A 25,255-nucleotide genomic window follows, 5' to 3' on the forward strand; every position below is an offset into this window, starting at 1 on the left:
ATGTTGGGTGGAGCGGACAATCCAAATGGTGAATTACTGTCTTATATCATTGGCGCTGACAATTACAATCGCTGGCGTCGTCACAGTACCTGTGGCGGTCTCAGTCCGGAACAGTTTGAAAACCAGAACCTCGCTTAGGGCTGTGTCCACATTACGTGGGTAAGACCAATGGTACGGTTATGCGGGAAGGGACTAACGCGGTTACTTGTTCTGCTATTTGTCCCTTGTTCCTTTTTATACTGCACCCGTTCCAGGACAGTGCTGGGAAAAGGGGGGGAGATATATCTGTAGCTTATGTCCGGGAGATAGCTAATAGCTATATATACTCGTCATACTTCAAGTTGCATGTGCTGCGACTCGAATTATGTAGAGTGTATTGAAACGTTTCAGCGTACTATTTATTCTGTTTTTTGTTTATGCAATAGGATTAATCTTAAAAAGCAACGCATTTAACTGAATGGAAATGCAATTATTAATGTCGTTTGTTAACGAGATGATTTTCTTCTACTCCATTGATTTTAAATAATTTTTAAGAATACATGATTTTTTTGTTGACATTTAATGATAATGTATTTTACACATTAGAAAACAGAGAATAATAACATTTTAAGGTGGTTTTTGATGAAATAGATGTGTCCTAATTTGATAGATAAACGTTATCTCACATAATTTATATCATTTGATTAATTGTTGGTCCTTCCTGATAAGGATAAGGTCGCTAATAGCTTAAAATATTAAAGCATACGGAGTTTATTATGAATATGGAAACTAATTCACATACAACAAGTCCATACATTCAGCTTATAGAGCAAATTGCAGTGCTACAGCAGGAAGCAAAGCGACTGCGAGAGCAGGAAGTTCAAAGTGTAATTGAGTCGATTCAGAAGCAGATTACTTATTACAATATAACCCTACAGGAGCTGGGATATACTAATGTGCCTGATGATGGACTTGCTCGCCGGAACTCATCGAAAGGTGTTTACTACCGCAATGAAGAAGGGCAGACCTGGTCGGGTGTAGGCCGACAGCCACGCTGGCTTAAAGAAGCATTGTTGAATGGAATGAAGAAAGAAGATTTTCTTGTGAAGGACACCGAAGAAGAAATAATACCACTGAAAACATTTAATATGAAATAATTCAATGATAACAATAACTGAGCTGGAAGACGAAATAATAAAAAATAAAGAAGCCGCAGATGTTTTTATTGAAAAAATAAACGACAAAAAGAACGAAATCCATGAAAAAATGAAACACCCTTTGGATAAAGTTACCTACAATGAAGCAAAGGAACTGCTCATTGCGTGTGATGCGGCAATTAGGGTCATAGAGATAATGCGAATCAGGATTAATAATAAATAGAGGATGAGTATTGTGAGCCAAACAAAAAATAAAGAACTGTTAGATAAAAAAATAAGATCAGAAATTGAGGCGATAAAAAAAATAATCGCCGAGTTTGATGTCGTAAAAGAAAACGTTAATGAGTTAAGTGAAAAAGCAAAAACAGATCCTCAGGCAGCAGAAAAATTAAACAAACTCATTGAGGGGTACACATACGGTGAAGAGCGAAAATTATATGATTCTGCCCTAAGTAAGATTGAAAAACTAATAGAGACACTGAGTCCAGCAAGATCTAAAAGCCAATCAACAATGAATCAACGGAATAGAAATAATAGAAAAATAGTATGACAATTTTTAATAAAATAGACTATAACTATTATAAATTAATTAATTATCCCATCATGATGGTTCATGATGAATGGCTAGGTGATTTAACTGGTGTCAATCAGGTTAGTTTTCGGCGTTTAAGAGAAACGAGTTCTACTCGTAATCAACTCAATAAAATATTGCGTCAGGAAATACAAGATAAAATTTCTGGAGTGGAATTATCTGATATAAATAAGGAAGGTTTTTTATATCAGTCAATTGGGAAAATAAGATTGCTTGCTCTAAGTAGTGCATTATTTGACATTCAATGCCCTGATTATATTTTTTCACGATTATATCGAGAAACTCTGATTAGAGAGATAGGATATCAAAATGTGAAGCAGTTATCATTCTATTGGCAGGGAGGGCAATGTAAACCAGAATATGGTGAAGAACGGTTTTGTGCTGAGTTAATAAAATACGGTGCAGGAAATTTGGAGTGGCTATTTGCTGATAATCCCTTATGGACCATAGTCAAATATCTTTTGCCGAAAAGTGGAGAAATAAAACCAACCCATATTAATGATTTATTTCTTAACAGACTTAATAAAATTTTATTGCCTTATGAAACTTTATGAATTTAAAAGTATAAAAATTGATTTAGTGCTTACGGAAGATATCATACCAGAAGATAAGTTACAGGAAATTATTCAATCTGATGATATAGTCAAACTGGCTCGAAAAAAAACATATGAACATTTACTGAGGGCGAGGAGGAAATCAAAAGAATTAAAGGCAGAATCCAGAAAAAAAATTGCCAGAAAAATGATAGCAATGAGAGAAAGGATTCGGAAAAACAATAAAATAAAATTAGATAAAGAAGTTAACAAATCGATAAAATGGGTTAAAGATATCCAGGCAATCGAGTTGGTCTTAATGCAGGACATAATGAATAAGGTTCATTTGTCACTGACTAACGCATTACATTCTTTAGATACATCATCAAGAATTAATTGGGATGATTTACTTAATGAAGTTGTAAGGGAAACTCTTTCTAATAACAATATTGTCGGAGCTATTAAAATCACTAAAAACCCAGACATTAAACTTGATTCTGGCGAGGCTAACAATATACAGCTTATTAATGATGCAAACATACCACACAATAAAATAATAATAGAAAATGAATATATGAGAATAACTTTAGACCCATTAGAGCAAATAAATATTTTATTGAATTCATTTAAAGAGAATTATCTTAGTATTATTCAGGAATGATGATATGTCTCAATTAATGACCATTGGCTCACAGCCAATATTTTTAATTATTGTATTTTTTCTTTTATCATTACTGCCAATATTTGTTGTTATTGGCACTTCATTCCTGAAAATTTCTATTGTACTGGGGATATTGAAGAACGCATTAGGTATTCAACAAGTACCACCAAATATGGCGCTAACATCAGTGTCTTTGATACTGACAATGTTTATTATGTCGCCGATAATATTACAGATAAATGATAATATTTCTCAGGAACCAATCAATTATACCGACTCTGATTTTTTTCAAAAAGTTGATGAAAAAATATTATCACCATATCGCGGTTTTTTAGAAAAAAATACAGAGAAAGACAATGTGGAGTTTTTTGAACGTGCAGCTCAAAAAAAATTGGGTAATGAAACTATCTTAAAAAAAGACTCTCTATTTATACTGTTACCGGCTTTCACGATGGGGCAGCTTGAAGCCGCATTCAAGATTGGTTTTTTGCTCTATTTACCCTTTATTGCGATAGATTTGATCATTTCCAATATCTTATTGGCCTTGGGTATGATGATGGTATCGCCAGTAACAATTTCGATTCCATTTAAGATCTTGTTATTCATTCTTGTTGGAGGCTGGCAAAAATTATTCGAATTTCTGTTGGTGGTGAATTGATGGATACTGGATATTTTGTTCAATTATGTGTGCAAACGTTCTGGATAATATTTATCCTCTCATTGCCTACAGTCATAGCGGCCTCTGTTATCGGCATTATTATTAGTCTGGTCCAGGCTATAACGCAGTTACAGGATCAAACATTGCCTTTTTTGCTAAAAATAATAGCAGTGTTTGCTACGCTTGCCCTGACTTATCACTGGATGGGAACAACAATCATCAACTTCTCGTCGATAATATTTGAAATGATTCCGAAGGTGAACGGCTAATGAATGAAATAATGACGGTCATAGTATCATCATTTTTTTGTATACTCAGGCCGCTGGGGATGTTTATTATCCTGCCAATATTTTCAACAGGTGTTTTACTCAGTAACTTCATTCGCAACTCAATTATGATTGCGTTTACGCTTCCGATCATTGTTGAAAACTATACATTTTCGGAAAAATTGCCATCTGGAATCTTTCAGTTGACAGGAATAGTGCTAAAAGAAATAAGTATAGGTTTTTTCATTGGGTTATCATTTACTATTCTTTTTTGGGCAATAGATGCGGCTGGGCAGATTATTGATACTCTAAGAGGTTCAACAATATCTTCAATTTTTAACCCGTCCATAAGTGATTCATCTTCTATCACTGGCGTTATTTTGTACCAATTTATCACTGTGATCTTTGTCATTCATGGTGGGATACAAAGCATTCTGGATAAGCTATATTTATCCTACGAGATATTACCATTACAAGCCGATATTGCATTCAATCGTGCTTTAATAGATTTTTTGTTTTCTCTATGGGATTCATTTATTAAACTGATGTTATCATTTTCAGTTCCCATGATTATCGGTATATTCTTATGTGATATGGGGTTTGGATTTCTTAACAAAACAGCGCCTCAGCTAAACGTATTCACATTATCACTGCCAGTAAAAAGTTTGATAGCAATCTTTATATTGATATTAATTATTCATGTTTTTCCTGACTTTATTACGGCAAATATTCATTCTGACATAATTGATAGATCGTTACCGAGCATGATTAATGAGTGAAAAAACAGAAAAGCCTACACCCAAAAAACTAAGGGATCTAAAAAAGAAGGGCGATGTAACAAAAAGTGAAGAGGTAATGGCTGCAGTGCAGTCATTAATCTTATTTTCATTTTTTTCTTTATATGGTATGAGTTTTTTTGTTGATATTGTTGGGTTAGTTAATACGACAATAGACTCGCTAAATAGACCGTTTTTGTATGCCATTCGTGAAATATTAGGTGCGGTATTAAATATATTTTTATTATATATTTTGCCAATTTCTTTGATTATCTTTGTTGGAACTGTTTCGACTGGTGTATCACAAATAGGATTCATCTTTGCGGTTGAAAAAATAAAACCATCAGCTCAGAAGATTAGTGTAAAAAATAACCTGAAAAATATTTTTTCTGTAAAGAGTATTTTTGAGCTACTTAAATCAGTATTTAAGTTAGTGATAATTGTTCTCATTTTTTATTTTATGGGGCATTCATATGCAAATGAGTTTGCTAATTTCACAGGACTGAACGCATATCAAACTCTTGTCGTTGTTGCCTTTTTTGTTTTTCTTTTATGGAAAGGCGTGCTATTCGGATATCTACTCTTTTCAGTATTTGATTTCTGGTTCCAGAAGCATGAGGGACTGAAGAAAATGAAAATGAGTAAAGATGAGGTGAAACGAGAAGCCAAGGATACTGATGGTAACCCTGAAATTAAAGGGGAGCGCCGTCGCCTTCATTCCGAGATACAAAGTGGAAGTCTGGCTAATAACATCAAAAAATCAACCGTTATCGTCAAAAACCCGACTCACATTGCAATTTGCCTATACTATAAACTTGGGGAGACTCCATTACCTTTAGTTATTGAAACAGGAAAAGATGCCAAAGCTCTACAGATCATTAAACTGGCTGAACTCTATGATATTCCTGTGATTGAAGATATTCCTTTGGCAAGAAGTCTTTATAAGAATATACATAAAGGACAATACATAACAGAAGACTTTTTTGAGCCTGTGGCACAATTGATTCGTATTGCGATAGATCTTGATTATTAATCGATAGCTTGCTCATTATTCTTTAGTTTATTATATGTTTTATATATTTTCATTGCGTATTGCCTTCTGAGTTCTACTGCATTTGGTGTGTTAAAGTAGCCTGCATTATACGCACCAACTGCATCCCATGTATTCCCTCTGGATTTAATGTTAGAGGCTAAGATATAACCAGCGACAGATATGTTTATACAGGCATCATTCAGTAAATCATCTTCAGATATATTAAATTTACGTAATAAATCTAAATGAGATGAATTAATTTGCATTATGCCTATATCATACGTTCCGTTTTTGTTTGGTTTGCTTTTTATTCCGCTTTTGTTTCTGGATTCATTCCATGCAATTGCTTTTAATATTAATGGATCTATATTGTATGCTTTTCCAGTCGTTTCAAAACAATCAGAAGCATAACAAAAATTTGAAATGAGAATGATACTCAATATAATTTTTTTCATTTTCATGTTGTTATTCAATATTATTCATTAGACATTAAATATGCCAACCACGGAAAACAATAGGTTGAAATATGAGTATATTTAATGATATATTAGATTGCAATCTGGAGAAAAAGAAACGTCTCCGTTATTCTTGATATCGCTTATGGATAGAACAAATTGAAAGGAGTGAGGTTAGTATGAAACTGAGTGAGTTATGATTATGAAGGATGGCATCTATAGCATTATCTTTATTAGCAATGAAGACTCCTGTGGGGAAGGTTTACTGATTAAAAATGGAAATTTGATCACTGGTGGAGATATTGCTTCTGTGTATCAGGGGGTCCTGTCTGAAGAGGATGATATCATACTTCATGTCCATCGCTATAATCATGAAATTCCCTCGGTGCTAAACATTGAACAAGATTATCAATTAGTTATCCCTAAAAAAGTACTGAGTAATGATAGTAATGTTACATTACATTGTCATGTAAGAGGAAATGAAAAATTGTTTGTTGATGTTTATGCCAGATTTATAGAACCATTAATTATTAAAAATACAGAAGTGTCATAAGCTTTAGCTAAAATAATTTTTATTTATAAATGTTTTTATGCCGATTTATTTATCAAATAAAAAGAACATGGAAAATGGAATCTAACAATAAAAATGGCGACTATGTAATTCCTGACTCAGTAAAGAATTACGATGGTGAGCCTCTGTATATCTTAGTTTCTCTTTGGTGTAAATTGCAGGAGAAATGGATTTCTCGCAATGATATTGCCGAAGCATTCGGTATAAACCTGAGGAGAGCATCATTCATTATAACTTATATATCGAGAAGAAAAGAAAAAATTTCGTTTCGTGTTAGATATGTTAGTTATGGTAACTTGCATTATAAGCGCCTTGAGATTTTCATTTCTGATGTTAACCTTGAGGCAGTTCCGATAGAAAGTCCTGTATCAACCGGACCAAAAAGAAAAACCTACCGAGTTGGTAATGGTATTGTGGGACAGTCTAATATCTGGAACGAAATGATCATGAGGCGGAAAAAGGAGAGTTAGACGTAGTTTTTTGAGTATATTATTATAGAAATAAAAATAAAGCTCTATTCAAGGGCTTTGTTTTCCAGGATAAGCCTTTTTCTCTGTCAAAGTCTGAAAATCATTTCCTAACAAATACACTCTGGGCTATAGATGATTGAAACGATCAGATTTCTGATGCTAAGTTAAGATATATACTGATTGTTTCATAAACGGAAATGGTATTAAATACAGCAGAAGATAGTTCAGGGCATAAAATCCTGGTTAATGGAGTAACCCCACGCCTGTAGATAAATCTGCCTGGGTCGGAGCTCAACTTTGGGAGCACTTCAACAAAGCAGCTTTATTCTTTCCGATAGAAAATCCCCAGATAGACTGGGGATTGGTATAGTAGACGGTAGTTTTTAATCTTTGTTATCTAACAATTTTTTAATATTCTCTTTATATGTAGCGTATTTTTCTTGTTCATTACACCACATTAAGCAAGCCTTAAAGGCTTTCTTGGCCATTTTCCGATCTCCGACGAGTAAGTAGCTAATCCCAGAATAATAAGATGCTCTGGGATCTTGCATAACTAAAGTCGCACAGCGTGCGAAACACAGTTGCGCATCTTCATGATTTGATAAACGCTGATGACACAACCCCAGAGATAGGGTGTAGTCATAATTCCAGTGCTCCAGATATGTTAGCAGATGAAATAAATTTCTTGCGGTTATAACATCACCAGATTGATATGCTGTATAGGCATAAGAATGAAGATCATTGAGATCTTGCTGTGTCAAATTTGTTAATGATGCTAATGTTCCACCGTTCTGATAGAAATCATAGATATCCTGTAGAGAGCTAAATTTCCTGCTCATAAAGCCTCATTTATTATTCGCTAGATGCTGATTTTATTGGGGTCGCTTTAATTAAAAAGAGTCGAACAACGCTGTGTTTTTGTTTTATCGTACTGGAGAATAAGTTACCAATAACAGGAATATCACTTAGCAACGGTATACCTTCTTTACCTGAGCTCTCTTTATCCTGGATAAATCCACCAAGCAACAGACTTTCTCCAGCGCTTAATGTCGCTTCTGTTGTCATTTCTGAATTTTGTACTTCAGGTAAGATGCTGCTGGCATCCTGAGGATTGCTTTGGTTAGTCGATTGATTACCATCCTGAATATCGAGTAACAAACGAACGCGTTCCCGACGTTTTCCGGTAAGACTATTCGCGTTGTCATCAAGTATACGTGGTGTCACTCTCAGCAATGTCCCGCTGGTAATACTTTCCAGAGATGCCACCTTTTCTCCGGAGACTTTTGTATAAAATGTTACATTTTTATCAAGAATCGCCTGCATATTATTTAAGGTTATAATTGATGGCTGAGACAGTATTTTTGCTTTCGAGTTTTGCTGTAACGCATTCACTCTGATCATGAAATTATTGGCGTTACTTATCACAGAAGAACTGATATTAGCCTGTGCCGTTGAGCTGTTAAAGGCAATAGAACCTTGCCCCGCATCTAATGTACCGGACCAATTTACGCCCAGTTGCTGAAGATCATTTGCATCAACATCAATAATTGAAACAGAAATCTCAATTTGTCTTTGCTCAATATCAAGCTCAGAAATTAATTGATGATATATGTCCATCGTTATTTCACGATCTTTTACAACAACTGCATTAAGACGTGGATCTGCGGAAATCTTTACACTGTTATCAAACAGGTTGCCGCTTCTTTCTACAGCGCCTTTGCCTGTGCTGGGAAGTGAGCCATTGCTTGCCATCGTCTTCAGGATGGAGACGACGCCAGGCACAACAACATTTTGGTCGCGGTATTTATAGGTTATATCTGTCGCTGATGCATAGTTTAATTTAAATACTCTAACAACATCTTTGTTTTTGGCTTTAGACTGTGCTTCTTTATCAAGACTTTCTGATAAAGATGTAATGTATTTTATGCACTCAGGAACACCACGAACTTCAATCGAGTTAAATGTTGTGATTTTTCTCACGTTACAGGAGTTTTTATTTACAGAGATTGTGTCCCGCAGATACTTTTGCAGTGAGTCAATATCCAGATATGTTGGTGTAATTATGCTTCTTGATATTTCATTTGTTTTATAAATATACAAAATGTTCTCATCATAATACCATGTGAGATGATAGAGCCTGGACAGTTTTTCCAGTACGTTTATTGGTTTTTCATTTTTTATCTCGCCAGAGAAATCATCATTCACGGAACTACTGATGAAAACAGGAATGCTGTAGTTAGCGGCAAAGTCATTAAGGATTGCGCGTACTGGTGAGCTTTTAGTAATAATAAAATACTCGTTCTTGCCTAATCTTTTTTCCAGAGAGGACGGGGCAGCCTGTGCACTGCAGCAAAATAGTGCAGTAAAAATAAAAAAACTTATTTTTTTCATTACACAATTCGTCCTATATCAGAAAACAAATGTGTTGGGGGCATCGTTGTATCTGATGTAGATGCTTGCTCTAGTTTATCAAATTGCTTGTCAAGCAAAGAGGCGAGAGTGTGTTGCATTATTGCTTTTGACATGTTTGTGCGATGATTATTATCTTTATTAAACAGTTGGCAAAGATGCCATTTTTTATTAGATTGAAAAATGCCCATTTGTTTATATTCTTTACTAACGGCCAGAATATTACAGAGTCTAATGAATGTATCTGTTGGTACTTGGCGAAAATCGCCATTAAGCTCGATATACAGAACCCAGTAATTTCCAAAGTCGTGTAAGAAGGCATTTTTTTGATAGATATGAAAAGTAAGATGGTTTGGTGAACCTTTGACATCTTTTACAAAATCAAGAGCCGTTAGCCAGTCACTATCATTCTTAACTCTGCCATTATTATTGTTCATACATATTACCCGTCCTGTCCTGAGGATGACTTGATAACGACACTAATATTTTCTAGTTTGAGATCGTCTACGCTATTCTTAACTAAGTTTTTTATCTGAATGACGGATGGTGCTAAGTTAACCTCTGGCGAGCTAATGACTAAAACCGCAGCCGAGGATGGTTGATTCTCGTTATTGTTAACATTCAATGAGACGCTGCAATCGATGACACCAGGGATTTTACTTAACAACCTTTCGATATCTTGTTCTTTGAGATAGTTTATTTTTGCATTTTCTTGTGATGGCGATGCCACTAACTGACTGGGTGGAAAAATAACTTCAATATCTGCAAATTTCTTTTTCGGGAAGCCATTGTTATTTAAAATGGTTATTGCACGGACAAAATCCTCTTTTTCCACACTTATCGTGACATTTCCACTTTTGTCCATTTCTTTAGATACATTGACATCATTGGATAACAACAATGCTTGCATCTGATTGGCTTCTTTTTCCGTTAAACCTGTATACAGTTGCTCTTTACATGCAGCTGTTAAACAAATAAAAACAAATAAAAAAGTGTTTTTAATGTATTTTTTCATTTTTATTGCATTGAAACCAATTTTGTAACCGATGTTGAAAGAAGACTTGCTAATTTGGATACGACATCAACATTGACGTTTGCGTTGAGCACATTCTTTTGTAATGTGAGTACATCTTCTGGCGAGAGCCCACCTGCAGATAGTGCATCGAAACTGAGATCGGTGTTCATTGTTGCAAGATGTCTCTTTTTAATTTCTTCAATTAAAACTTGTTCTGGGGAAGATACTCCGGCTGTTTTAGGAAGTAATTGATCAAGAAACTGAGCTGCTCCAGCCGCAGAGGGAGTTGGTGCCAACGGGGTATGCTCATCAACGAAATTTGTTTGGGATACCTTATTAAAATGAATATTTTCAGATTGATTAATATTACTCATATCTACGGTTAGTCTCTTTTCGCGAGAGAGGTCATGGCATTATGCGTCCATAACCTCTCTATTTTATTTATTCGATGCGATGATTAGGCATATCTCATCACTAATCCACTACCAACAGCAGCCGTGGCACCTAATACACCGGTTGCGATTCCTAAGCCTAAGAATTCTTTGCTATCTGTCATACATGCCGCCGCAATACCTGTACCTACCGCTGTCAGAGTTATCGCAGCAATTGCGGCTGCACCTAAAATTTTAACGGTACGACCTCCTCCACCTTCTGCCTGCATCACTCCTGTTTTTTCATCCGCTGGATTATTCCCATTAACTGTGACTGCCAGTGGTAATACTCTGCCAGAAGGACTTAAATTTGCTGCATCCATTAACTTTTCTCCATTGTCTAATTTAGACATTTGTTTGGTTATAAGTACCCAAATCATCCCATGGGCAACTATTATCCTATTTAAATAGTTGCAATGTACATAAAGTACATATACTGTATATATTATCCCATACGCTTTTTCAAGCAATAATATTCACACATATACTTACTTGAGAGCCTGCATATGAATCTTTTAGTTAAAAGAAACGTAGAAGAGTTTTTAAGGTTATTAGGGAATGGTTTTTATTTGTTTGATAATCGCGTTGAAATTGATTTTAATGGATTTTCTTTTTTTATTGAAATAATTGATGGTAATGTATTTATTACGTTTGTCTTAGAGTATAACGAAAATGCGTTTTTTTCTTTTTTCAGTGCCCTTGCCCCTGAGCGAACGCAGGGAGTGATTGAACATATTTTTGTCTACGATAATAAGTTGTGCTTAAGTTGTTTGCTAACCAATATCGATGTGTTTTTTCTAATGAATACTTTTCAACAGCATGTGCAAATTATTGAGCGAGTTCGCAGGATGACATCATGAATAAACTCTTAAATATATTTAAAAAAGCAGAGTCATATCACGATCTTATTCTGGCTCTCTTCTTCTTTATGGCTGTAATGATGATGATTATTCCATTGCCAACAGTTGTGGTGGATATCATTATCGCGATTAATATCTCGACAGCGTTACTTTTATTAATGCTCTCAATCTATATAAAAAATCCTCTTGAGCTAACCTCTTTTCCCACAATTCTGTTGATTACGACATTGATGCGCCTGTCGCTCAGTGTTAGTACAACCAGACTTATTCTGCTGCATCACGATGCGGGTGACATTATTTACTCCTTCGGTAACTTTGTTGTTGGCGGCAATATTGTTGTTGGTCTGGTTATTTTTACTATTATCACCATCGTACAATTTATGGTTATTACAAAAGGGGCTGAGCGTGTTGCTGAAGTGAGTGCTCGTTTTTCCCTTGATGGTATGCCAGGAAAACAAATGAGTATTGATGGTGATATGCGCGCAGGCGTTATTGACCCGCTTGAGGCAAAAGTTCTTCGTTCCCGAGTGCAAAAGGAAAGCCAGTTTTATGGTTCAATGGACGGGGCGATGAAGTTTGTAAAAGGGGACGCTATTGCCGGTATCATTATTGTTTTAGTTAACCTGTTTGGTGGCGTGCTCATTGGTATGTGGCAATTTGACATGCCATTTAGTGAGGCACTTAGCCTGTTTTCTGTATTGTCTGTTGGTGATGCTTTGGTTGCCCAGATCCCTGCGCTTATTATCTCTGTCACCGCGGGCGTGGTTGTTACTCGTGTGCCCGGTGAAAGCGAAAAAGAAGAAAACCTTGCAGGTGATATTGTTCAACAGGTTTCTGTTAATAGTCGCCCTTTTTTAATCAGTGCCGCACTAATGCTCGTAATGGCGATTATTCCGGGCTTTCCTACATTGGTCTTCTTATTTCTGGCGGTTTGCCTGTTGGGGATAGCCTGGAAATTACAGAAGAAAAGAACATTTGGAACTGGCAATAATAAGGATGCTATGGGAGCTGATTTGTCTAATAGCCAAAACATCTCACCAGGCGCCGAGCCGTTGATTTTAAACTTAAGTAATAATATTTATAGTTCAGACATTGCACAGCAAATTGAGGTCATGCGGTGGAATTTCTTTGAGGAAAGTGGAATTCCATTGCCTAAGATTATTGTCAATCCGGTTAAAAATAATGATAGCGCAATAGAATTTTTGCTCTATCAAGAGTCAATATACAAAGATACTCTTATAGATGATACTGTCTATTTTGAGGCTGGGCATGCAGAGATCTCATTCGAATTTGTCCAGGAAAAGCTTTCGACTAACTCTATCGTATATAAAACGAATGAGGCTAACCAACAACTAGCTCACCTTTCAGGTATGGATGTTTATGCAACAACAAATGATAAGATAACGTTTTTGCTAAAGAAACTTGTATTGTCTAATGCCAAAGAGTTCATCGGCGTACAAGAAACGCGTTATTTGATGGACATCATGGAGAGAAAATATAACGAGCTTGTGAAAGAGCTGCAGCGCCAGCTTGGTTTGAGCAAAATTGTTGACATTCTCCAACGTCTCGTAGAGGAAAATATCTCAATTAGGGATCTGAGAACTATCTTTGAAACGCTTATTTTTTGGTCAACAAAAGAAAAAGATGTGGTTATCTTGTGCGAATACGTTCGTATCGCCCTGCGTCGGCATATTTTAGGTCGCTATAGCGTTCGCGGTACACTTCTGAATGTTTGGCTTATTGGCTCTGATATTGAAAATGAGCTACGAGAGTCGATCAGACAAACGTCATCAGGCTCGTATCTGAATATCTCACCGGAGCGAAGTGAGCAGATAATTGGCTTCTTAAAAAATATCATGAATCCAACGGGGAACGGCGTCATTCTGACCGCTTTAGATATCAGGCGCTATGTGAAGAAAATGATTGAAGGTTCGTTCCCGTCAGTACCCGTGCTCTCTTTTCAGGAGGTTGGGAATAATATCGAACTTAAAGTATTAGGAACGGTAAATGATTTCAGAGCATGATTCTGTATTGGAAAGATACCCACGTATTCAGAAAGTGCTCAATAGCACTGTGCCGGCATTATCATTAAATTCGTCTACCAGATATGAAGGTAAAATTACCAATATCGGCGGGACGATTATTAAGGCGCGTTTACCAAAAGCGCGTATTGGCGCCTTTTACAAGATAGAACCCAGTCAACGTTTAGCCGAGGTGATCGCTATTGATGAAGATGAGGTTTTCCTGTTGCCTTTTGAGCATGTTTCCGGCATGTACTGTGGTCAGTGGTTAAGTTATCAGGGGGATGAGTTCAAGATTCGTGTTGGAGACGCACTACTTGGGCGGCTTGTTGATGGCATTGGCAGACCAATGGAGAGTAATATTGCTGCCCCCTATCTTCCGTTTGAACGCAGCTTGTATGCTGAACCACCAGATCCTTTATTAAGGCAGGTTATTGATCAGCCATTTATACTTGGCGTCAGGGCAATTGATGGGTTACTAACTTGCGGTATTGGGCAGCGTATCGGTATTTTTGCCGGGTCAGGCGTTGGTAAAAGTACGCTTTTGGGGATGATTTGTAATGGCGCATCCGCAGATATTATTGTCCTTGCTCTTATCGGCGAACGTGGTCGCGAAGTAAATGAATTCCTCGCGCTTTTACCTCAATCCACGCTTTCTAAATGTGTGCTGGTCGTCACAACGTCAGACCGTCCCGCGCTGGAAAGGATGAAAGCCGCATTTACGGCGACGACTATTGCAGAGTACTTCCGCGATCAGGGTAAAAATGTATTATTAATGATGGATTCTGTAACTCGTTATGCCCGAGCCGCGCGTGATGTTGGGCTTGCATCGGGAGAACCTGATGTAAGGGGGGGATTCCCTCCGAGTGTTTTTTCCTCGTTACCTAAATTATTAGAGCGAGCGGGGCCTGCGCCAAAAGGTTCAATAACCGCGATTTATACGGTGTTGTTAGAAAGCGATAATGTTAATGATCCTATTGGCGATGAAGTCCGCTCTATTCTTGATGGGCATATCGTACTTACCCGAGAACTTGCAGAGGAAAACCATTTCCCTGCAATTGATATTGGTTTAAGTGCCAGTCGTGTTATGCATAACGTTGTTACATCGGAGCATTTGCGTGCGGCGGCAGAATGCAAAAAGCTTATTGCAACTTATAAAAATGTTGAGCTGCTTATTCGTATTGGTGAGTACACGATGGGGCAAGATCCTGAAGCGGATAAGGCAATAAAAAATAGGAAATTAATTCAGAGCTTTATACAGCAAAGCACCAAAGATATCAGTAGTTACGAAAAAACGATTGAAAACCTATTCAAAGTGGTTGCCTGAGTATGTTGGACAGAATTTTATCTATTCGTAAAAGCAGAGCGAACCGATTGAGAGAATCAATGGCTAAGATTAACTCTCAGATAAAAGAGGTGGATGGTAAACTCGATGACTGCGAGCAATCCATTAAAGAGTCGATTGCCTCTAAGCAGGCGTATTGTGCATCGCTGGTGAATTTGGATAAAGTGTCGTTGTATAAATATCAGATTAAAAACAATGCATTTGATGAGCAAAAGCAGCGATTGTATGAGAAAAAATCCTCCCTTTCGAAGGAAAAGCGTTCATTGCTAGATTCACAAAAACGAACAAAAGAGAATCTGCAACATGTTAATAAATCAGTAGAAAAATTATCTTTTGCCATAAAGGAACATTACTTTGACTAGAGTTTCTCTAAAAAGAAATTTGATAGAGCCTGTTTCTTTTCGGCCATCAGATGATTGGCCGCAAGGAGAAGAAAGTTTTAATGATATTTTTAATCATATAAAAAAAAGATCGCCTGATACGTTGTTCATACGAATGGCTTCTTTATGGAAGAGATTGTTTTACTCCTCGGGCCGACGACGACGCTACTTTGAAGAAGGGGAGCACTCGTTTAGTATTCTTTGTGGAAGATTACGAGGAATTGTTTTAACAATTAAATGTAGTAACGGAATCATTTATCTTTCTATTACAGTAAGCCCCAATAATAGAAATCATGTTTTTTTATATCATAAAAAAGACTATGTTTTCGATAAGTTAAAAGAAATCTTTCCTGATGAAGCCATTGAGTTCACAATTGAATATGAAAATTAACGATTTTTATTTGCCGTTGTTGCCAGTCATCGGAACCGGTCGCCTCTATATTACGTCCGAAGGTCATGCTTGCCATGCATATTTTCGTGAAGTCAGCGGTCATGGTATTCGTTTCACGTTGACATACTCGGGCTATGAGGGGCGTTTTTGGATATCAGAAGAACAGTTCATTCAGTGGTGCCAGGAGTTATTCCCGTATAGCGAAAGCCGGCTGATACCGGAAGATACGATAAAACTCATGATCTTATGGGTAATGCAGACTGCCTTACCGGAAGGTGATGTGTCAGTTGATGATGTTCAATTTACGATGCTAAATAAAGATGTTTATCCGGTAATAGAAAATAATAATGGAGAAAACAGACTTAATGTAATTATACTCGAAACAACGGTACAAAGTTTACAATATCTGATTAATGATAATTGGCAATTTGTTCCACATTCTAATACGCTTTTTTTTGATGGCTATATCGTACCTGGGTGGACTGATTATCCGGTTACAGAGTTGAGAGTTGGTGATAGTCTGAGACTCTATCATGTTGATGATAGTCAAGAGAGAAGGTGTTGGCTTGTTATTAATAACCCTTTGGCAACCGTAAAGTTGAGCGATAATAACTTATCTATTACGGATGTTCAGGCCGCAGATCCGTTATGTACTATCAGCAGCGAGACTGTAATGAATCGCATTTATTGTGCGATTGGCACAATAAATGTTGATATACATATGTTGCGTAATGTCCAAAAAGATGACATTATCGATTCAACGGGATATCATCTTTTTGGTGGGTGCCAGTTAGTACGGAATAATACCACAATAGCATACGGAAGTATTATAAAAATCAACGAGGATTTTTATTTTACGATTAGCGTAGTATGTGATTAATCAGGAGTGCGTTATATAGGGAGGTGTATGATGTCGTCATCATTATCAGGTATAACATTCACGACTTCTTTGACAAGCAATCATGCGTCATGGAGTAAGTTGACCCGAACTCTTAATATATCGAATGATGATACAGTAGATGAACTGCAACTTAAAGCACGCATGCAGCAGCGTCACCACCGGGTTTTTCCAGACATTGATGACTATTCAGTTATCAATTTTCGTGGAAAAGAGTATGCTGTCCGCTTCATTAAAGAGAATGATAATTATGTATACAAAGTACATAAGATAACTCAGGAAAGTGGATGTTTCTCAAAGATATTTAGCTTTTTGTATGGAGGCGTTACGAAGGCCCTGGAAAGTAAATTAAATGAGAGACACATTACGCCACTTTCTTCAACCTGGTTTCCTCGCACTGCACTGGAAGGCTTTTTAACTGAAAGAGGGCTTTCTTCTTTGTTACGTCGCGTACAGTCTACAGAAGGTGTGAACCCTCCAGAGAATACTACATTAAACTCTTTATCAGGCGTGATGGGTTAAGTATTGTTTTATGTTATTTTCATTTTCTCCCCAGAATGTTTTCTGTTCTGGGCGATGTTTCATTATTTTTTTTGAAGAGAATATGTCAGGCGAAATGGTTAGTGTTTCAAGGATAGAGCACTGCAGTTTTTTGTGAAATATGAACTGAATGGATGCTACCATCCAGTTCATATTATAATTTTCGAAGTAAAAAGCAAATAAATCAAAGTGAAAATAATTTTATTATTTCTTTTTTTACCAGATATCCGTTTTCCATTAAATTAGTAAATTCTGTTATATCTATTTTATTGGTGGGGAATGCAATATTTAAAAAGATTTTATCGTCTTTTGATGATAAAAAGAACATACCAAGCATTTCTCGGTTATTATTTATTTCTAATATTTTATTGATTTGATCTGGTTCGTTGTTTGATAGGTAACAATAAAAAAATAAAATTTCTGATTGAGGGGCGCACTCGAGTATCCACTCATGACCATCGTTATCGTGAAAAGCGAGGGCATCAGTTTGCTCTTCCAGTGTTATCCCAAACGTATGTGCAAGATCTTTGCAAAATTGTTCATTCATATTGTAGTCCTGTCATTCTTATAACGCTGATGTGTTTATAGGTAATTGATTTGTGAGCTCTTACACAAATAGCAAGGAGAAACAATATAACATGTAAGTAATAATGTTGCATACTTATGATAGCATATGATAAATGTAGTGCAACCATCTATAAATAGTGCTGGAGGAGAATTAAAGTCATAAAATAATGTTATAGCTTTATTTATTCATTTTGTTTTATAGGTATAAATGTTATTTTTTATGTAATTTATAAAGGTTTATTGCATGTTTAGTCCAACGGCAATGGTAGGTAGAACGTTAGCTCAGGCGGTTACACAAACTCTTAGACCAGTAGTAACCAAGGCTGCAACGCAAGCGGGCATGGGGGCCAATGGGATGAGGTTCGCAGCTATGCAGTCGAACCTTATGATTAATCATGGCAAACTGACTAACCAGCTACTACAGGCCGTAGCCAAACAAACGGGTAGTAGCGATACCCAGCAATGGTTCAAGCAGGAGCAGATTACTTTTTTATCCAGAACAGTAAACAAAGCTGTGGATGACTATTGCATGAGTAATAATTCGGTAATTACTAAGGAGACTAAATGTCGCATTTTTAAAGCGGTTGAAAGCGCGATACAGCAGCCTCTCGATATGAACTGTGCACAATCATCAATTGGTCACTTTTTGCAATCCAATAGATACTTTAACCTGAAAGTTGATGAGCAGTGTGGTAAAGGAGTGGATCCCATTACTCGTTTTAACACTCAGACTAAGATGATAGAACAGGTCTCACGCGAAATCTTTGAACGGAATTTTAACACCGCGAAAGTCAGTGATATCCAGGCCCTGGCTCAGAGGGTGATTGCAGAAAATGTGCAGGATACTCGGCTGTAGGGGGGACTTACTGCTCTGTTATTTGTTTTTTCTTGATGCAAAAAGGTCCCTATAGGCGCTTAAAATAAAACATTATCTTTTAATCCATAATTAAATTTTTGCACATAAAAATTATAATTAATTTTTGCGATAATTATATAATGATTTTGATTATGTGATTTTTTTAGTTGGAAATACAGACATGCATTTTGGGTGCATTATTTTGCTTGCATCAAAAATTAGACTGTGATTTATTTGGTTTATGCTCAGCTGTTTTATCGGCCGCATACCGTTACGTCGTAGTAATATAAAGGATAATGTCAAATTTCTAAATAAAAGGATAATGTATGCCTATTGGTAACCTTGGTAATAATGTAAATAGCAATAATTTAATTCCGCCTGCGCCGCCACTACCTTCACAAACAGACGGCGCGTCACGGGGAGGAGCGGGTCAACTAATTAACTCTACAGGAGCATTAGGATCTCGTTTATTGTTTTCTCCCCTGAGAAATTCTATAGCTGATTCTGTCGATTCCAGAGATATTCCAGGACTTCCTGTACACCCATCGAGGCTTGCTACTGCTACATCAGAGACATGCTTGCTTGGAGGATTTGAAGTTCTCCATGATAAGGGACCACTTGATACTCTCAATAAGCAAATTGGAGCCTCTGCATTTCGTATTGAACAGCAGTTAGATGGTTCTTATGCCGCTATTGGAGAAAAAAATGGTGTAGAGGTTAGCGTAATATTAAATTCTCAAGAATTGCAAAGCTTGCAAGCTATCGATACTGAGAATAAAGGCCGATTTGTTTTTACCGGGGGACGTGGTGGTGGTGGGCATTCCATGGTCACTCCTGCATCAGATATCGCAGAAGCTCGTGCGAGAATACTGGACAAATTAGACCCAAACAATCATGGGGGAAGTCAAGCCAGGGACGTTGATACGCGTTCTTTTGGTGTTGGAAGTGCTTCGGGAATGGATGATGGCGTTGTTAGCGAAACCCGTACTTCATCAACAGCTTCCAGCGTTCGTTCAGACCCTAAATTCTGGGTTTCTATCGGCGCAATTACTGCTGGTTTAGTGGGGCTGGCGGCTACTGGTATTGCACAGGCGTTGGCTTTGACACCGGAACCGGATGATCCTACAACCACCGATCCTGATCAGGCCGCAAATGCTGCAGAAAGTGCGACAAGAGATCAGTTAACGAAGGAAGCATTCCAGAACCCTGATAACCAGAAAGTTAACATCGATGAGAACGGAAATGCTATTCCATCAGGAGTATTAAAAGACAGCGTTGTTGAACAAATAGAACAGCAGGCTAAAGAGGCGGCTGACCAGGCCAGACAGCAGGCTGTTGAAAGCAATGAACAGGCGCAGCTGCGATATGATACTCAGTATGCCAGACGTCAGGAGGAATTAGAGCTTTCATCGGGTATTGGTTACAGCCTCAGCAGTGCATTGATTGTTGGTGGGGGAATTGGTGCTGGTGTAACGGCTGCGCTTCATAGACGAAATCAGCCGGCAGAACAAACTACGACAACAACAACACATACGGTAGTGCAGCAGCAGACCGGAGGGAATACCCCAGCACAAGGTGGCACTGATGCCACAAGAGAGGCAGACACACCTCTGAGTAGAGCTGATTCGCAGAGGAGTGCTGCATCGACACACTGGTCAGATACTTCTAGCGATGTGGTTAATCCATATGCTGAAGTTGGCGAGCCTTGGAGTAGTTCACCGACTCGTCAGGCAGAAGAGCATATTTACGATGAGGTCGCTGCAGATCCTAATTATAGCGTCATTCAAAATTTCTCAGGGAATAACCAGGTTACCGGAAGGTTAATAGGAACTCCAGGGCAAGGTATCCAAAGTACTTATGCGCTTCTGACAAACAGCGCTGGATTGCGTGTAGGTATGGGAGGATTAACGGGGAGTGGCGGGAGCGCAGTAAATACTGCAAATGCCGCACCAACGCCGGGACCAGGACGCTTCGTTTAAATATATCTGTGAGTATTTAGTTAAGGTTGGGGTGGGGGGGACGTTTTACTAACGTTAATGTTTCAGAGAACAACGTTGCAGCATGGGTAACTCTTGAACTTCTGTAATTATAAATTCAATTAAGAGAAATTATAATGTCATCAAGATCTGAACTTTTATTAGATAGGTTTGCAGAAAAAATTGGTGTTGGATCTATTTCCTTTAATGAAAATAGATTGTGTTCTTTTGCTATTGATGAAATTTATTATATTTCGTTATCTGATGCCAGTGACGAATATATGATGATTTATGGCGTCTGTGGGAAATTCCCGACAGATAACCCTAACTTCGCTCTTGAGATTTTGAATGCAAACTTATGGTTTGCAGAGAATGGCGGGCCATACCTGTGTTACGAGTCAGGAGCACAATCGCTGTTGTTAGCGTTACGTTTCCCGCTCGATGATGCTACCCCTGAAAAACTTGAGAATGAAATAGAAGTCGTCGTTAAGTCAATGGAAAACCTGTATTTGGTATTACATAATCAGGGAATAACATTAGAAAACGAACATATGAAGATAGAGGAAATTAGCTCAAGCGATAATAAACATTATTACGCCGGAAGATAAAATCTATTTATTAATATAATTTACTACTCATTCTAACTCATTGTGGTGGAGCCCAAACATGATTACTCATGGTTTTTATGCCCGGACCCGGCACAAGCATAAGCTAAAAAAAACATTTATTATGCTTAGTGCTGGTTTAGGATTGTTTTTTTATGTTAACCAGAACTCATTTGCAAACGGTGAAAATTATTTTAAATTGAGTTCAGATTCAAAACTGTTAACTCAAAATGTTGCTCAGGATCGCTTTTTTTATACGTTGAAAACAGGTGAAACTGTTTCCAGTATTTCTAAATCACAAGGTATCAGTTTATCCGTAATTTGGTCACTGAATAAACATTTATACAGTTCCGAAAGCGAAATGCTGAAGGCTGCGCCTGGCCAGCAGATCATTTTGCCACTCAAAAAACTGTCTGTTGAATATGGTGCCTTACCTGTCTTAGGTTCGGCACCTGTTGTTGCTGCAGGTGGTGTCGCTGGTCATACAAATAAAATGACTAAAATGTCCCCGGACGCGACTCAAAGCAACATGACTGATGACAAGGCTCTAAATTATACGGCACAACAGGCTGCGAGCCTTGGTAGCCAGCTTCAGTCGCGCTCTCTGAACGGCGATTACGCGAAAGATACCGCTCTTGGTATCGCGGGTAACCAGGCTTCGTCACAGTTGCAGGCCTGGTTACAACATTATGGAACGGCAGAGGTTAATCTGCAGAGTGGTAATAACTTTGACGGTAGTTCACTGGACTTCTTATTACCGTTCTATGATTCCGAAAAAATGCTGGCCTTTGGTCAGGTCGGAGCGCGTTACATTGACTCCCGCTTTACGGCAAATTTAGGTGCGGGTCAGCGTTTTTTCCTTCCTGAAAACATGTTGGGCTATAACGTCTTCATTGATCAGGATTTTTCTGGTGATAATACCCGTTTAGGTATTGGTGGCGAATACTGGCGAGACTATTTCAAAAGTAGCGTTAACGGCTATTTCCGCATGAGCGGCTGGCATGAGTCATACAATAAGAAAGACTATGATGAGCGCCCAGCAAATGGCTTCGATATCCGCTTTAATGGCTATCTACCATCATACCCGGCATTAGGCGCCAAGCTGATGTATGAGCAGTATTATGGTGATAATGTTGCTTTGTTTAATTCCGATAAGCTGCAGTCGAATCCTGGTGCGGCGACCGTTGGTGTAAACTATACTCCGATTCCACTGGTGACGATGGGGATCGATTACCGTCATGGTACGGGTAATGAGAATGATCTCCTTTACTCAATGCAGCTCCGTTATCAGTTTGATAAACCGTGGTCTCAGCAAATTGAGCCACAGTATGTTAACGAGTTAAGAACATTATCAGGCAGCCGTTACGATCTGGTTCAGCGTAATAACAATATTATTCTGGAGTACAAGAAGCAGGATATTCTTTCTCTGAATATTCCGCATGATATTAATGGTACTGAACACAGTACGCAGAAGATTCAATTGATCGTTAAGAGCAAATACGGTCTGGATCGTATCGTCTGGGATGATAGTGCATTACGTAGCCAGGGCGGTCAGATTCAGCATAGCGGAAGCCAAAGTGCACAAGATTACCAGGCTATTTTGCCGGCTTATGTGCAAGGCGGTAGCAATATTTATAAAGTGACGGCTCGTGCCTATGACCGTAATGGCAATAGCTCTAACAATGTACAGCTTACTATTACCGTTCTGTCGAATGGTCAGGTGGTCGACCAGGTTGGGGTAACGGACTTTACGGCGGATAAGACTTCGGCTAAAGCAGATGGCATTGAGGCTATTACTTATACCGCGACGGTGAAAAAGAATGGGGTAACTCAGGCTAATGTCCCTGTTTCATTTAATATTGTTTCAGGAACTGCAACTTTAAGTGCCAATAGTGCCAATACTAATAGTAGTGGTAAGGTGACTGTAACGCTGAAATCAGATAAGCCAGGGCAGGTAGTCGTGTCTGCCAAAACCGCGGAGATGACTTCACCACTTAATGCCAGTGCGGTTATATTTATTGATCAAACCAAGGCCAGTATTACTGAGATTAATGCTGATAAAAAAACAGCGAAGGCAAATGGATCTGATGCGATTACCTATACTGTTAAAGTGATGAAGGACGGTAAGCCGTTATCTTCCCAGGATGTGACCTTTACGACAACCTTCGGTACGTTAAGTAAGTCCACTGAAAAAACGGATACGAATGGCTATGCTAAAGTAACATTAACATCGCCGGCTCCAGGAAAATCGCTTGTTAGCGCCCGTGTTAGCGGGGGCGAAATTGATGTCAAAGCACCTGAAGTTGAATTCTTCACACCACTTACTATTGATGGCGGTAATGTTGAAATTGTAGGAACTGGAGTTAAAGGGAAGTTGCCTACGGAATGGTTGAAATATGGACAAGTTAAGTTGAAAGCCAGTGGAGGTGATGGGAAATATACATGGAGTTCGGCAAACCCAGGAATTGCTTCGGTGGATCCCAATGGTCAAGTTACCTTAAATGATAAGGGGAGCACAACTATTACCGTTGTATCAGGTGATAAGCAAACGGCCAACTATACTATAACTATGCCTAATAAAATAGTGAGTGTTAATTCAGATCGTACAGTCAATTATGAGATGGCCAAAAATATTTGTAAAAATATTAATGGTTCGTTACCATCCACAATTACAGAACTGAAAGATCTGTATAAGAAATGGGGGGCTGCAAATAAATATCAACATTATACTCAAACATCTATAGCAGCATGGACATTACAAGCTGCTGATAATATAAAGGATGGAGTTACAAGTACTTATGACTTGGTAAAGGAAAACCCACTGCTAAATATTGTTGACACATCTAAAAATAATGCTTACGCTGTCTGTGTGAAATAATGTGTAGCAAATGCCCGACTAAAAATTACGATTTTTATCGGGCATTTTTATTGTCATTTAACCCACCTATCCTCAGAGGTGGGTTTTTTACTATAGCTTCCATTCATATCTTCTTCATAAGTGATATTTTGGCATTGGTTTTCTTCGCTTGCTCTGTTGGTGCTAATATATAATGTTAAGATCCTAAGTGGTACTCCATTGCATAATGATCTATCTTGCTAAAATATATGATAATATTTACATGCCTTGTTAATAAATAATCCCCCCCGAGGAGGGGGAGATTAATACGACAGTGGAATATGTATATATTCGTCTGGGCGGGAGATGTTGATACCATCTTTAGGATCAATCGCGTCTATGACATAGCCTCCTTTCAGGATGCTACCAATCCCCAGGCTTGTACCATTATCAAGAGCGATTGTTGGATTCGTCATCGTGCCGCTGATTCTGAGTATTTTTCCAGGAAAGATATCTGCTGAAATATACGGTTGAATATTCTGAAATAGTATCTTGACGTTACTATTTTTGTTCATCGCATTTATAATGGCAAGGATCTTACTCTCGTTCTGTTGAGAAACTTCCCCCGCAACAATGATGACATCATTCTTTTTGAAAATATTGACATAGTTTATTAATTTATTCTTCTTAAACTCTGATGCCAGTTCATTGATTTTATTGTTACTGTTGTTATGTATTTCCCATCCAGCAACTCCTGGCGTATTCAGTAACAGATTTTCAACTTCGCTCCATTTGGGTGAAGGAGGAATGTATCCCGATAACAGAAAGAATCCAGGCTTATTACCTTTTGTAATGATGATATCTTTATAACCGTATTCTGTTAAAATATCATTAATTGCGGATATGATTTGGTTATTGCAAATAATATTATTGTAATAAAAAATATTTTGTTCTTTAAGGTAATTGAAAAATGG

Annotated in this window: 31 protein-coding genes and 1 pseudogene; 23 read left to right on the forward strand and 9 right to left on the reverse strand. The window is 37.8% G+C overall.

All coding sequences use genetic code 11. The annotated features are described in order from the left end of the window. The 10 genes from A7090_RS26820 to escU all read left to right on the forward strand — a co-directional run. Window positions 1-138: IS3 family transposase (locus tag A7090_RS26820; RefSeq protein WP_123056978.1), on the forward strand; the 138-nt coding region annotated here is incomplete at its 5' end. Between the two features lie 617 nt (window positions 139-755). After that, window positions 756-1,136, forward strand: coding sequence for a type III secretion system LEE master regulator Ler (ler, locus tag A7090_RS22625; RefSeq protein WP_105275605.1), 381 nt, complete (start codon window positions 756-758; stop codon window positions 1,134-1,136). 4 nt (window positions 1,137-1,140) lie between these two features. Further along, a complete protein-coding gene (escE, locus tag A7090_RS22630) occupies window positions 1,141-1,359 on the forward strand; it encodes a YscE family type III secretion system co-chaperone EscE (protein ID WP_105275606.1) in 219 nt (72 codons plus the stop codon). Between the two features lie 12 nt (window positions 1,360-1,371). Continuing rightward, a complete protein-coding gene (cesAB, locus tag A7090_RS22635; RefSeq protein ID WP_123056981.1) occupies window positions 1,372-1,686 on the forward strand; it encodes a type III secretion system LEE chaperone CesAB in 315 nt (104 codons plus the stop codon). Then, window positions 1,683-2,282 carry a type III secretion system domain-containing protein gene (locus A7090_RS22640; protein ID WP_000151816.1) on the forward strand — a complete coding sequence of 200 codons (600 nt, stop codon included), beginning with the start codon at window positions 1,683-1,685 and terminating at the stop codon, window positions 2,280-2,282. The genes cesAB and A7090_RS22640 overlap by 4 nt, the downstream gene beginning before the upstream one ends. Beyond that, window positions 2,269-2,922, forward strand: a complete 654-nt coding sequence (espL, locus tag A7090_RS22645; RefSeq protein WP_123056979.1) for a type III secretion system LEE stator protein EspL — start codon at window positions 2,269-2,271, stop codon at window positions 2,920-2,922. Before A7090_RS22640 ends, espL begins: the two co-directional genes overlap by 14 nt. A 4-nt stretch (window positions 2,923-2,926) precedes the next feature. Continuing rightward, window positions 2,927-3,580, forward strand: coding sequence for a type III secretion system LEE export apparatus protein EscR (gene escR / locus A7090_RS22650; RefSeq protein WP_001299599.1), 654 nt, complete (start codon window positions 2,927-2,929; stop codon window positions 3,578-3,580). Further along, window positions 3,580-3,849, forward strand: coding sequence for a type III secretion system LEE export apparatus protein EscS (gene escS / locus A7090_RS22655; protein ID WP_000379425.1), 270 nt, complete (start codon window positions 3,580-3,582; stop codon window positions 3,847-3,849). Before escR ends, escS begins: the two co-directional genes overlap by 1 nt. Next, entirely contained in the window at window positions 3,849-4,625 is a 777-nt protein-coding gene (gene escT, locus A7090_RS22660; RefSeq protein WP_105275609.1) for a type III secretion system LEE export apparatus protein EscT, read from the forward strand. The genes escS and escT overlap by 1 nt, the downstream gene beginning before the upstream one ends. After that, window positions 4,618-5,655: a type III secretion system LEE export apparatus switch protein EscU gene (gene escU / locus A7090_RS22665; RefSeq protein WP_105275610.1), complete on the forward strand. Its 1,038-nt coding sequence runs from the start codon at window positions 4,618-4,620 to the stop codon at window positions 5,653-5,655. Before escT ends, escU begins: the two co-directional genes overlap by 8 nt. On the opposite strand, the gene etgA is transcribed toward escU, so the two are convergent. After that, complete coding sequence (etgA, locus tag A7090_RS22670) at window positions 5,652-6,110, reverse strand: type III secretion system LEE muramidase EtgA (protein WP_105275624.1); 459 nt, start codon at window positions 6,108-6,110, stop codon at window positions 5,652-5,654. The two genes, escU and etgA, sit on opposite strands and share 4 nt — an antisense overlap. 196 nt (window positions 6,111-6,306) lie before the next feature. Between etgA and grlR the strand changes: the two genes are divergently transcribed. Together grlR and grlA are read left to right on the forward strand one after the other, a co-directional pair. Next, window positions 6,307-6,663 carry a type III secretion system LEE GrlA-binding negative regulator GrlR gene (gene grlR, locus A7090_RS22675; protein ID WP_105275611.1) on the forward strand — a complete coding sequence of 119 codons (357 nt, stop codon included), beginning with the start codon at window positions 6,307-6,309 and terminating at the stop codon, window positions 6,661-6,663. A gap of 74 nt (window positions 6,664-6,737) precedes the next feature. After that, the gene (grlA, locus tag A7090_RS22680; RefSeq protein ID WP_105275612.1) at window positions 6,738-7,151 is read left to right on the forward strand and encodes a type III secretion system LEE transcriptional regulator GrlA; all 414 of its coding nucleotides are present in this window, start codon (window positions 6,738-6,740) and stop codon (window positions 7,149-7,151) included. A 383-nt stretch (window positions 7,152-7,534) separates the two neighbouring features. Here grlA and cesD read toward each other — a convergent pair whose 3' ends face one another. The 6 genes from cesD to A7090_RS25855 form a co-directional block, all read right to left on the reverse strand. After that, window positions 7,535-7,990, reverse strand: a complete 456-nt coding sequence (cesD, locus tag A7090_RS22685) for a SycD/LcrH family type III secretion system chaperone CesD (RefSeq protein ID WP_105275613.1) — start codon at window positions 7,988-7,990, stop codon at window positions 7,535-7,537. Between the two features lie 13 nt (window positions 7,991-8,003). Continuing rightward, window positions 8,004-9,542, reverse strand: coding sequence for a type III secretion system LEE outer membrane ring protein EscC (escC, locus tag A7090_RS22690; RefSeq protein ID WP_105275614.1), 1,539 nt, complete (start codon window positions 9,540-9,542; stop codon window positions 8,004-8,006). Further along, entirely contained in the window at window positions 9,542-9,997 is a 456-nt protein-coding gene (locus A7090_RS22695; RefSeq protein ID WP_105275615.1) for a SepD, read from the reverse strand. The genes escC and A7090_RS22695 overlap by 1 nt, the downstream gene beginning before the upstream one ends. Window positions 9,998-10,002: 5 nt before the next feature. Further along, window positions 10,003-10,575 carry a type III secretion system LEE inner membrane ring protein EscJ gene (gene escJ, locus A7090_RS22700; RefSeq protein ID WP_105275616.1) on the reverse strand — a complete coding sequence of 191 codons (573 nt, stop codon included), beginning with the start codon at window positions 10,573-10,575 and terminating at the stop codon, window positions 10,003-10,005. Window positions 10,576-10,577: 2 nt separating this feature from the next. Then, window positions 10,578-10,949, reverse strand: a complete 372-nt coding sequence (gene sctI / locus A7090_RS22705; protein WP_053880382.1) for a type III secretion system inner rod subunit SctI — start codon at window positions 10,947-10,949, stop codon at window positions 10,578-10,580. 83 nt (window positions 10,950-11,032) lie between these two features. Beyond that, complete coding sequence (locus tag A7090_RS25855; protein ID WP_123056980.1) at window positions 11,033-11,329, reverse strand: type III secretion system protein SepZ; 297 nt, start codon at window positions 11,327-11,329, stop codon at window positions 11,033-11,035. Between the two features lie 183 nt (window positions 11,330-11,512). Between A7090_RS25855 and cesL the strand changes: the two genes are divergently transcribed. Genes cesL through A7090_RS22745 form a run of 7 tightly spaced genes read left to right on the forward strand, consistent with a single transcriptional unit; the run spans window position 11,513 to window position 17,423 of the window. Beyond that, a complete protein-coding gene (gene cesL, locus A7090_RS22715; RefSeq protein ID WP_105275617.1) occupies window positions 11,513-11,866 on the forward strand; it encodes a type III secretion system LEE chaperone CesL in 354 nt (117 codons plus the stop codon). Further along, complete coding sequence (escV, locus tag A7090_RS22720; protein WP_001037822.1) at window positions 11,863-13,890, forward strand: type III secretion system LEE export apparatus protein EscV; 2,028 nt, start codon at window positions 11,863-11,865, stop codon at window positions 13,888-13,890. The genes cesL and escV overlap by 4 nt, the downstream gene beginning before the upstream one ends. Next, window positions 13,874-15,214, forward strand: a complete 1,341-nt coding sequence (gene escN, locus A7090_RS22725; RefSeq protein ID WP_096846036.1) for a type III secretion system LEE ATPase EscN — start codon at window positions 13,874-13,876, stop codon at window positions 15,212-15,214. Before escV ends, escN begins: the two co-directional genes overlap by 17 nt. Window positions 15,215-15,273: 59 nt before the next feature. Continuing rightward, entirely contained in the window at window positions 15,274-15,594 is a 321-nt protein-coding gene (locus tag A7090_RS22730; protein ID WP_001062956.1) for a hypothetical protein, read from the forward strand. After that, window positions 15,587-16,003: a type III secretion system LEE needle length regulator EscP gene (gene escP / locus A7090_RS22735; protein WP_105275618.1), complete on the forward strand. Its 417-nt coding sequence runs from the start codon at window positions 15,587-15,589 to the stop codon at window positions 16,001-16,003. The genes A7090_RS22730 and escP overlap by 8 nt, the downstream gene beginning before the upstream one ends. After that, on the forward strand, window positions 15,966-16,883 hold the full coding sequence (gene escQ / locus A7090_RS22740) for a type III secretion system LEE ring protein EscQ (RefSeq protein ID WP_105275619.1): 918 nt from the start codon (window positions 15,966-15,968) through the stop codon (window positions 16,881-16,883). The genes escP and escQ overlap by 38 nt, the downstream gene beginning before the upstream one ends. Window positions 16,884-16,913: 30 nt before the next feature. After that, complete coding sequence (locus tag A7090_RS22745; RefSeq protein WP_105275626.1) at window positions 16,914-17,423, forward strand: T3SS effector protein EspH; 510 nt, start codon at window positions 16,914-16,916, stop codon at window positions 17,421-17,423. A gap of 202 nt (window positions 17,424-17,625) precedes the next feature. On the opposite strand, the gene A7090_RS22750 is transcribed toward A7090_RS22745, so the two are convergent. Beyond that, window positions 17,626-17,988 carry a Tir chaperone family protein gene (locus A7090_RS22750; RefSeq protein WP_105275620.1) on the reverse strand — a complete coding sequence of 121 codons (363 nt, stop codon included), beginning with the start codon at window positions 17,986-17,988 and terminating at the stop codon, window positions 17,626-17,628. A gap of 264 nt (window positions 17,989-18,252) precedes the next feature. Between A7090_RS22750 and A7090_RS22755 the strand changes: the two genes are divergently transcribed. The 4 genes from A7090_RS22755 to eae all read left to right on the forward strand — a co-directional run bounded on the left by A7090_RS22755 (window position 18,253) and on the right by eae (window position 24,323). Beyond that, entirely contained in the window at window positions 18,253-18,864 is a 612-nt protein-coding gene (locus A7090_RS22755; protein WP_105275621.1) for a T3SS effector protein Map, read from the forward strand. A gap of 326 nt (window positions 18,865-19,190) precedes the next feature. Continuing rightward, the gene (tir, locus tag A7090_RS22760; RefSeq protein WP_105275622.1) at window positions 19,191-20,843 is read left to right on the forward strand and encodes a type III secretion system LEE translocated intimin receptor Tir; all 1,653 of its coding nucleotides are present in this window, start codon (window positions 19,191-19,193) and stop codon (window positions 20,841-20,843) included. Between the two features lie 134 nt (window positions 20,844-20,977). Next, complete coding sequence (gene cesT / locus A7090_RS22765; RefSeq protein ID WP_000098792.1) at window positions 20,978-21,448, forward strand: type III secretion system LEE chaperone CesT; 471 nt, start codon at window positions 20,978-20,980, stop codon at window positions 21,446-21,448. Between the two features lie 58 nt (window positions 21,449-21,506). After that, on the forward strand, window positions 21,507-24,323 hold the full coding sequence (eae, locus tag A7090_RS22770; protein ID WP_105275623.1) for an intimin: 2,817 nt from the start codon (window positions 21,507-21,509) through the stop codon (window positions 24,321-24,323). Window positions 24,324-24,604: 281 nt separating this feature from the next. On the opposite strand, the pseudogene escD reads toward eae, so the two are convergent. Beyond that, window positions 24,605-25,255: pseudogene (gene escD / locus A7090_RS22775) on the reverse strand (type III secretion system LEE inner membrane ring protein EscD); the annotation flags it as partial.

Origin of the sequence: Escherichia sp. MOD1-EC7003, from assembly GCF_002965065.1 — a bacterium.
GTDB lineage: Bacteria > Pseudomonadota > Gammaproteobacteria > Enterobacterales > Enterobacteriaceae > Escherichia.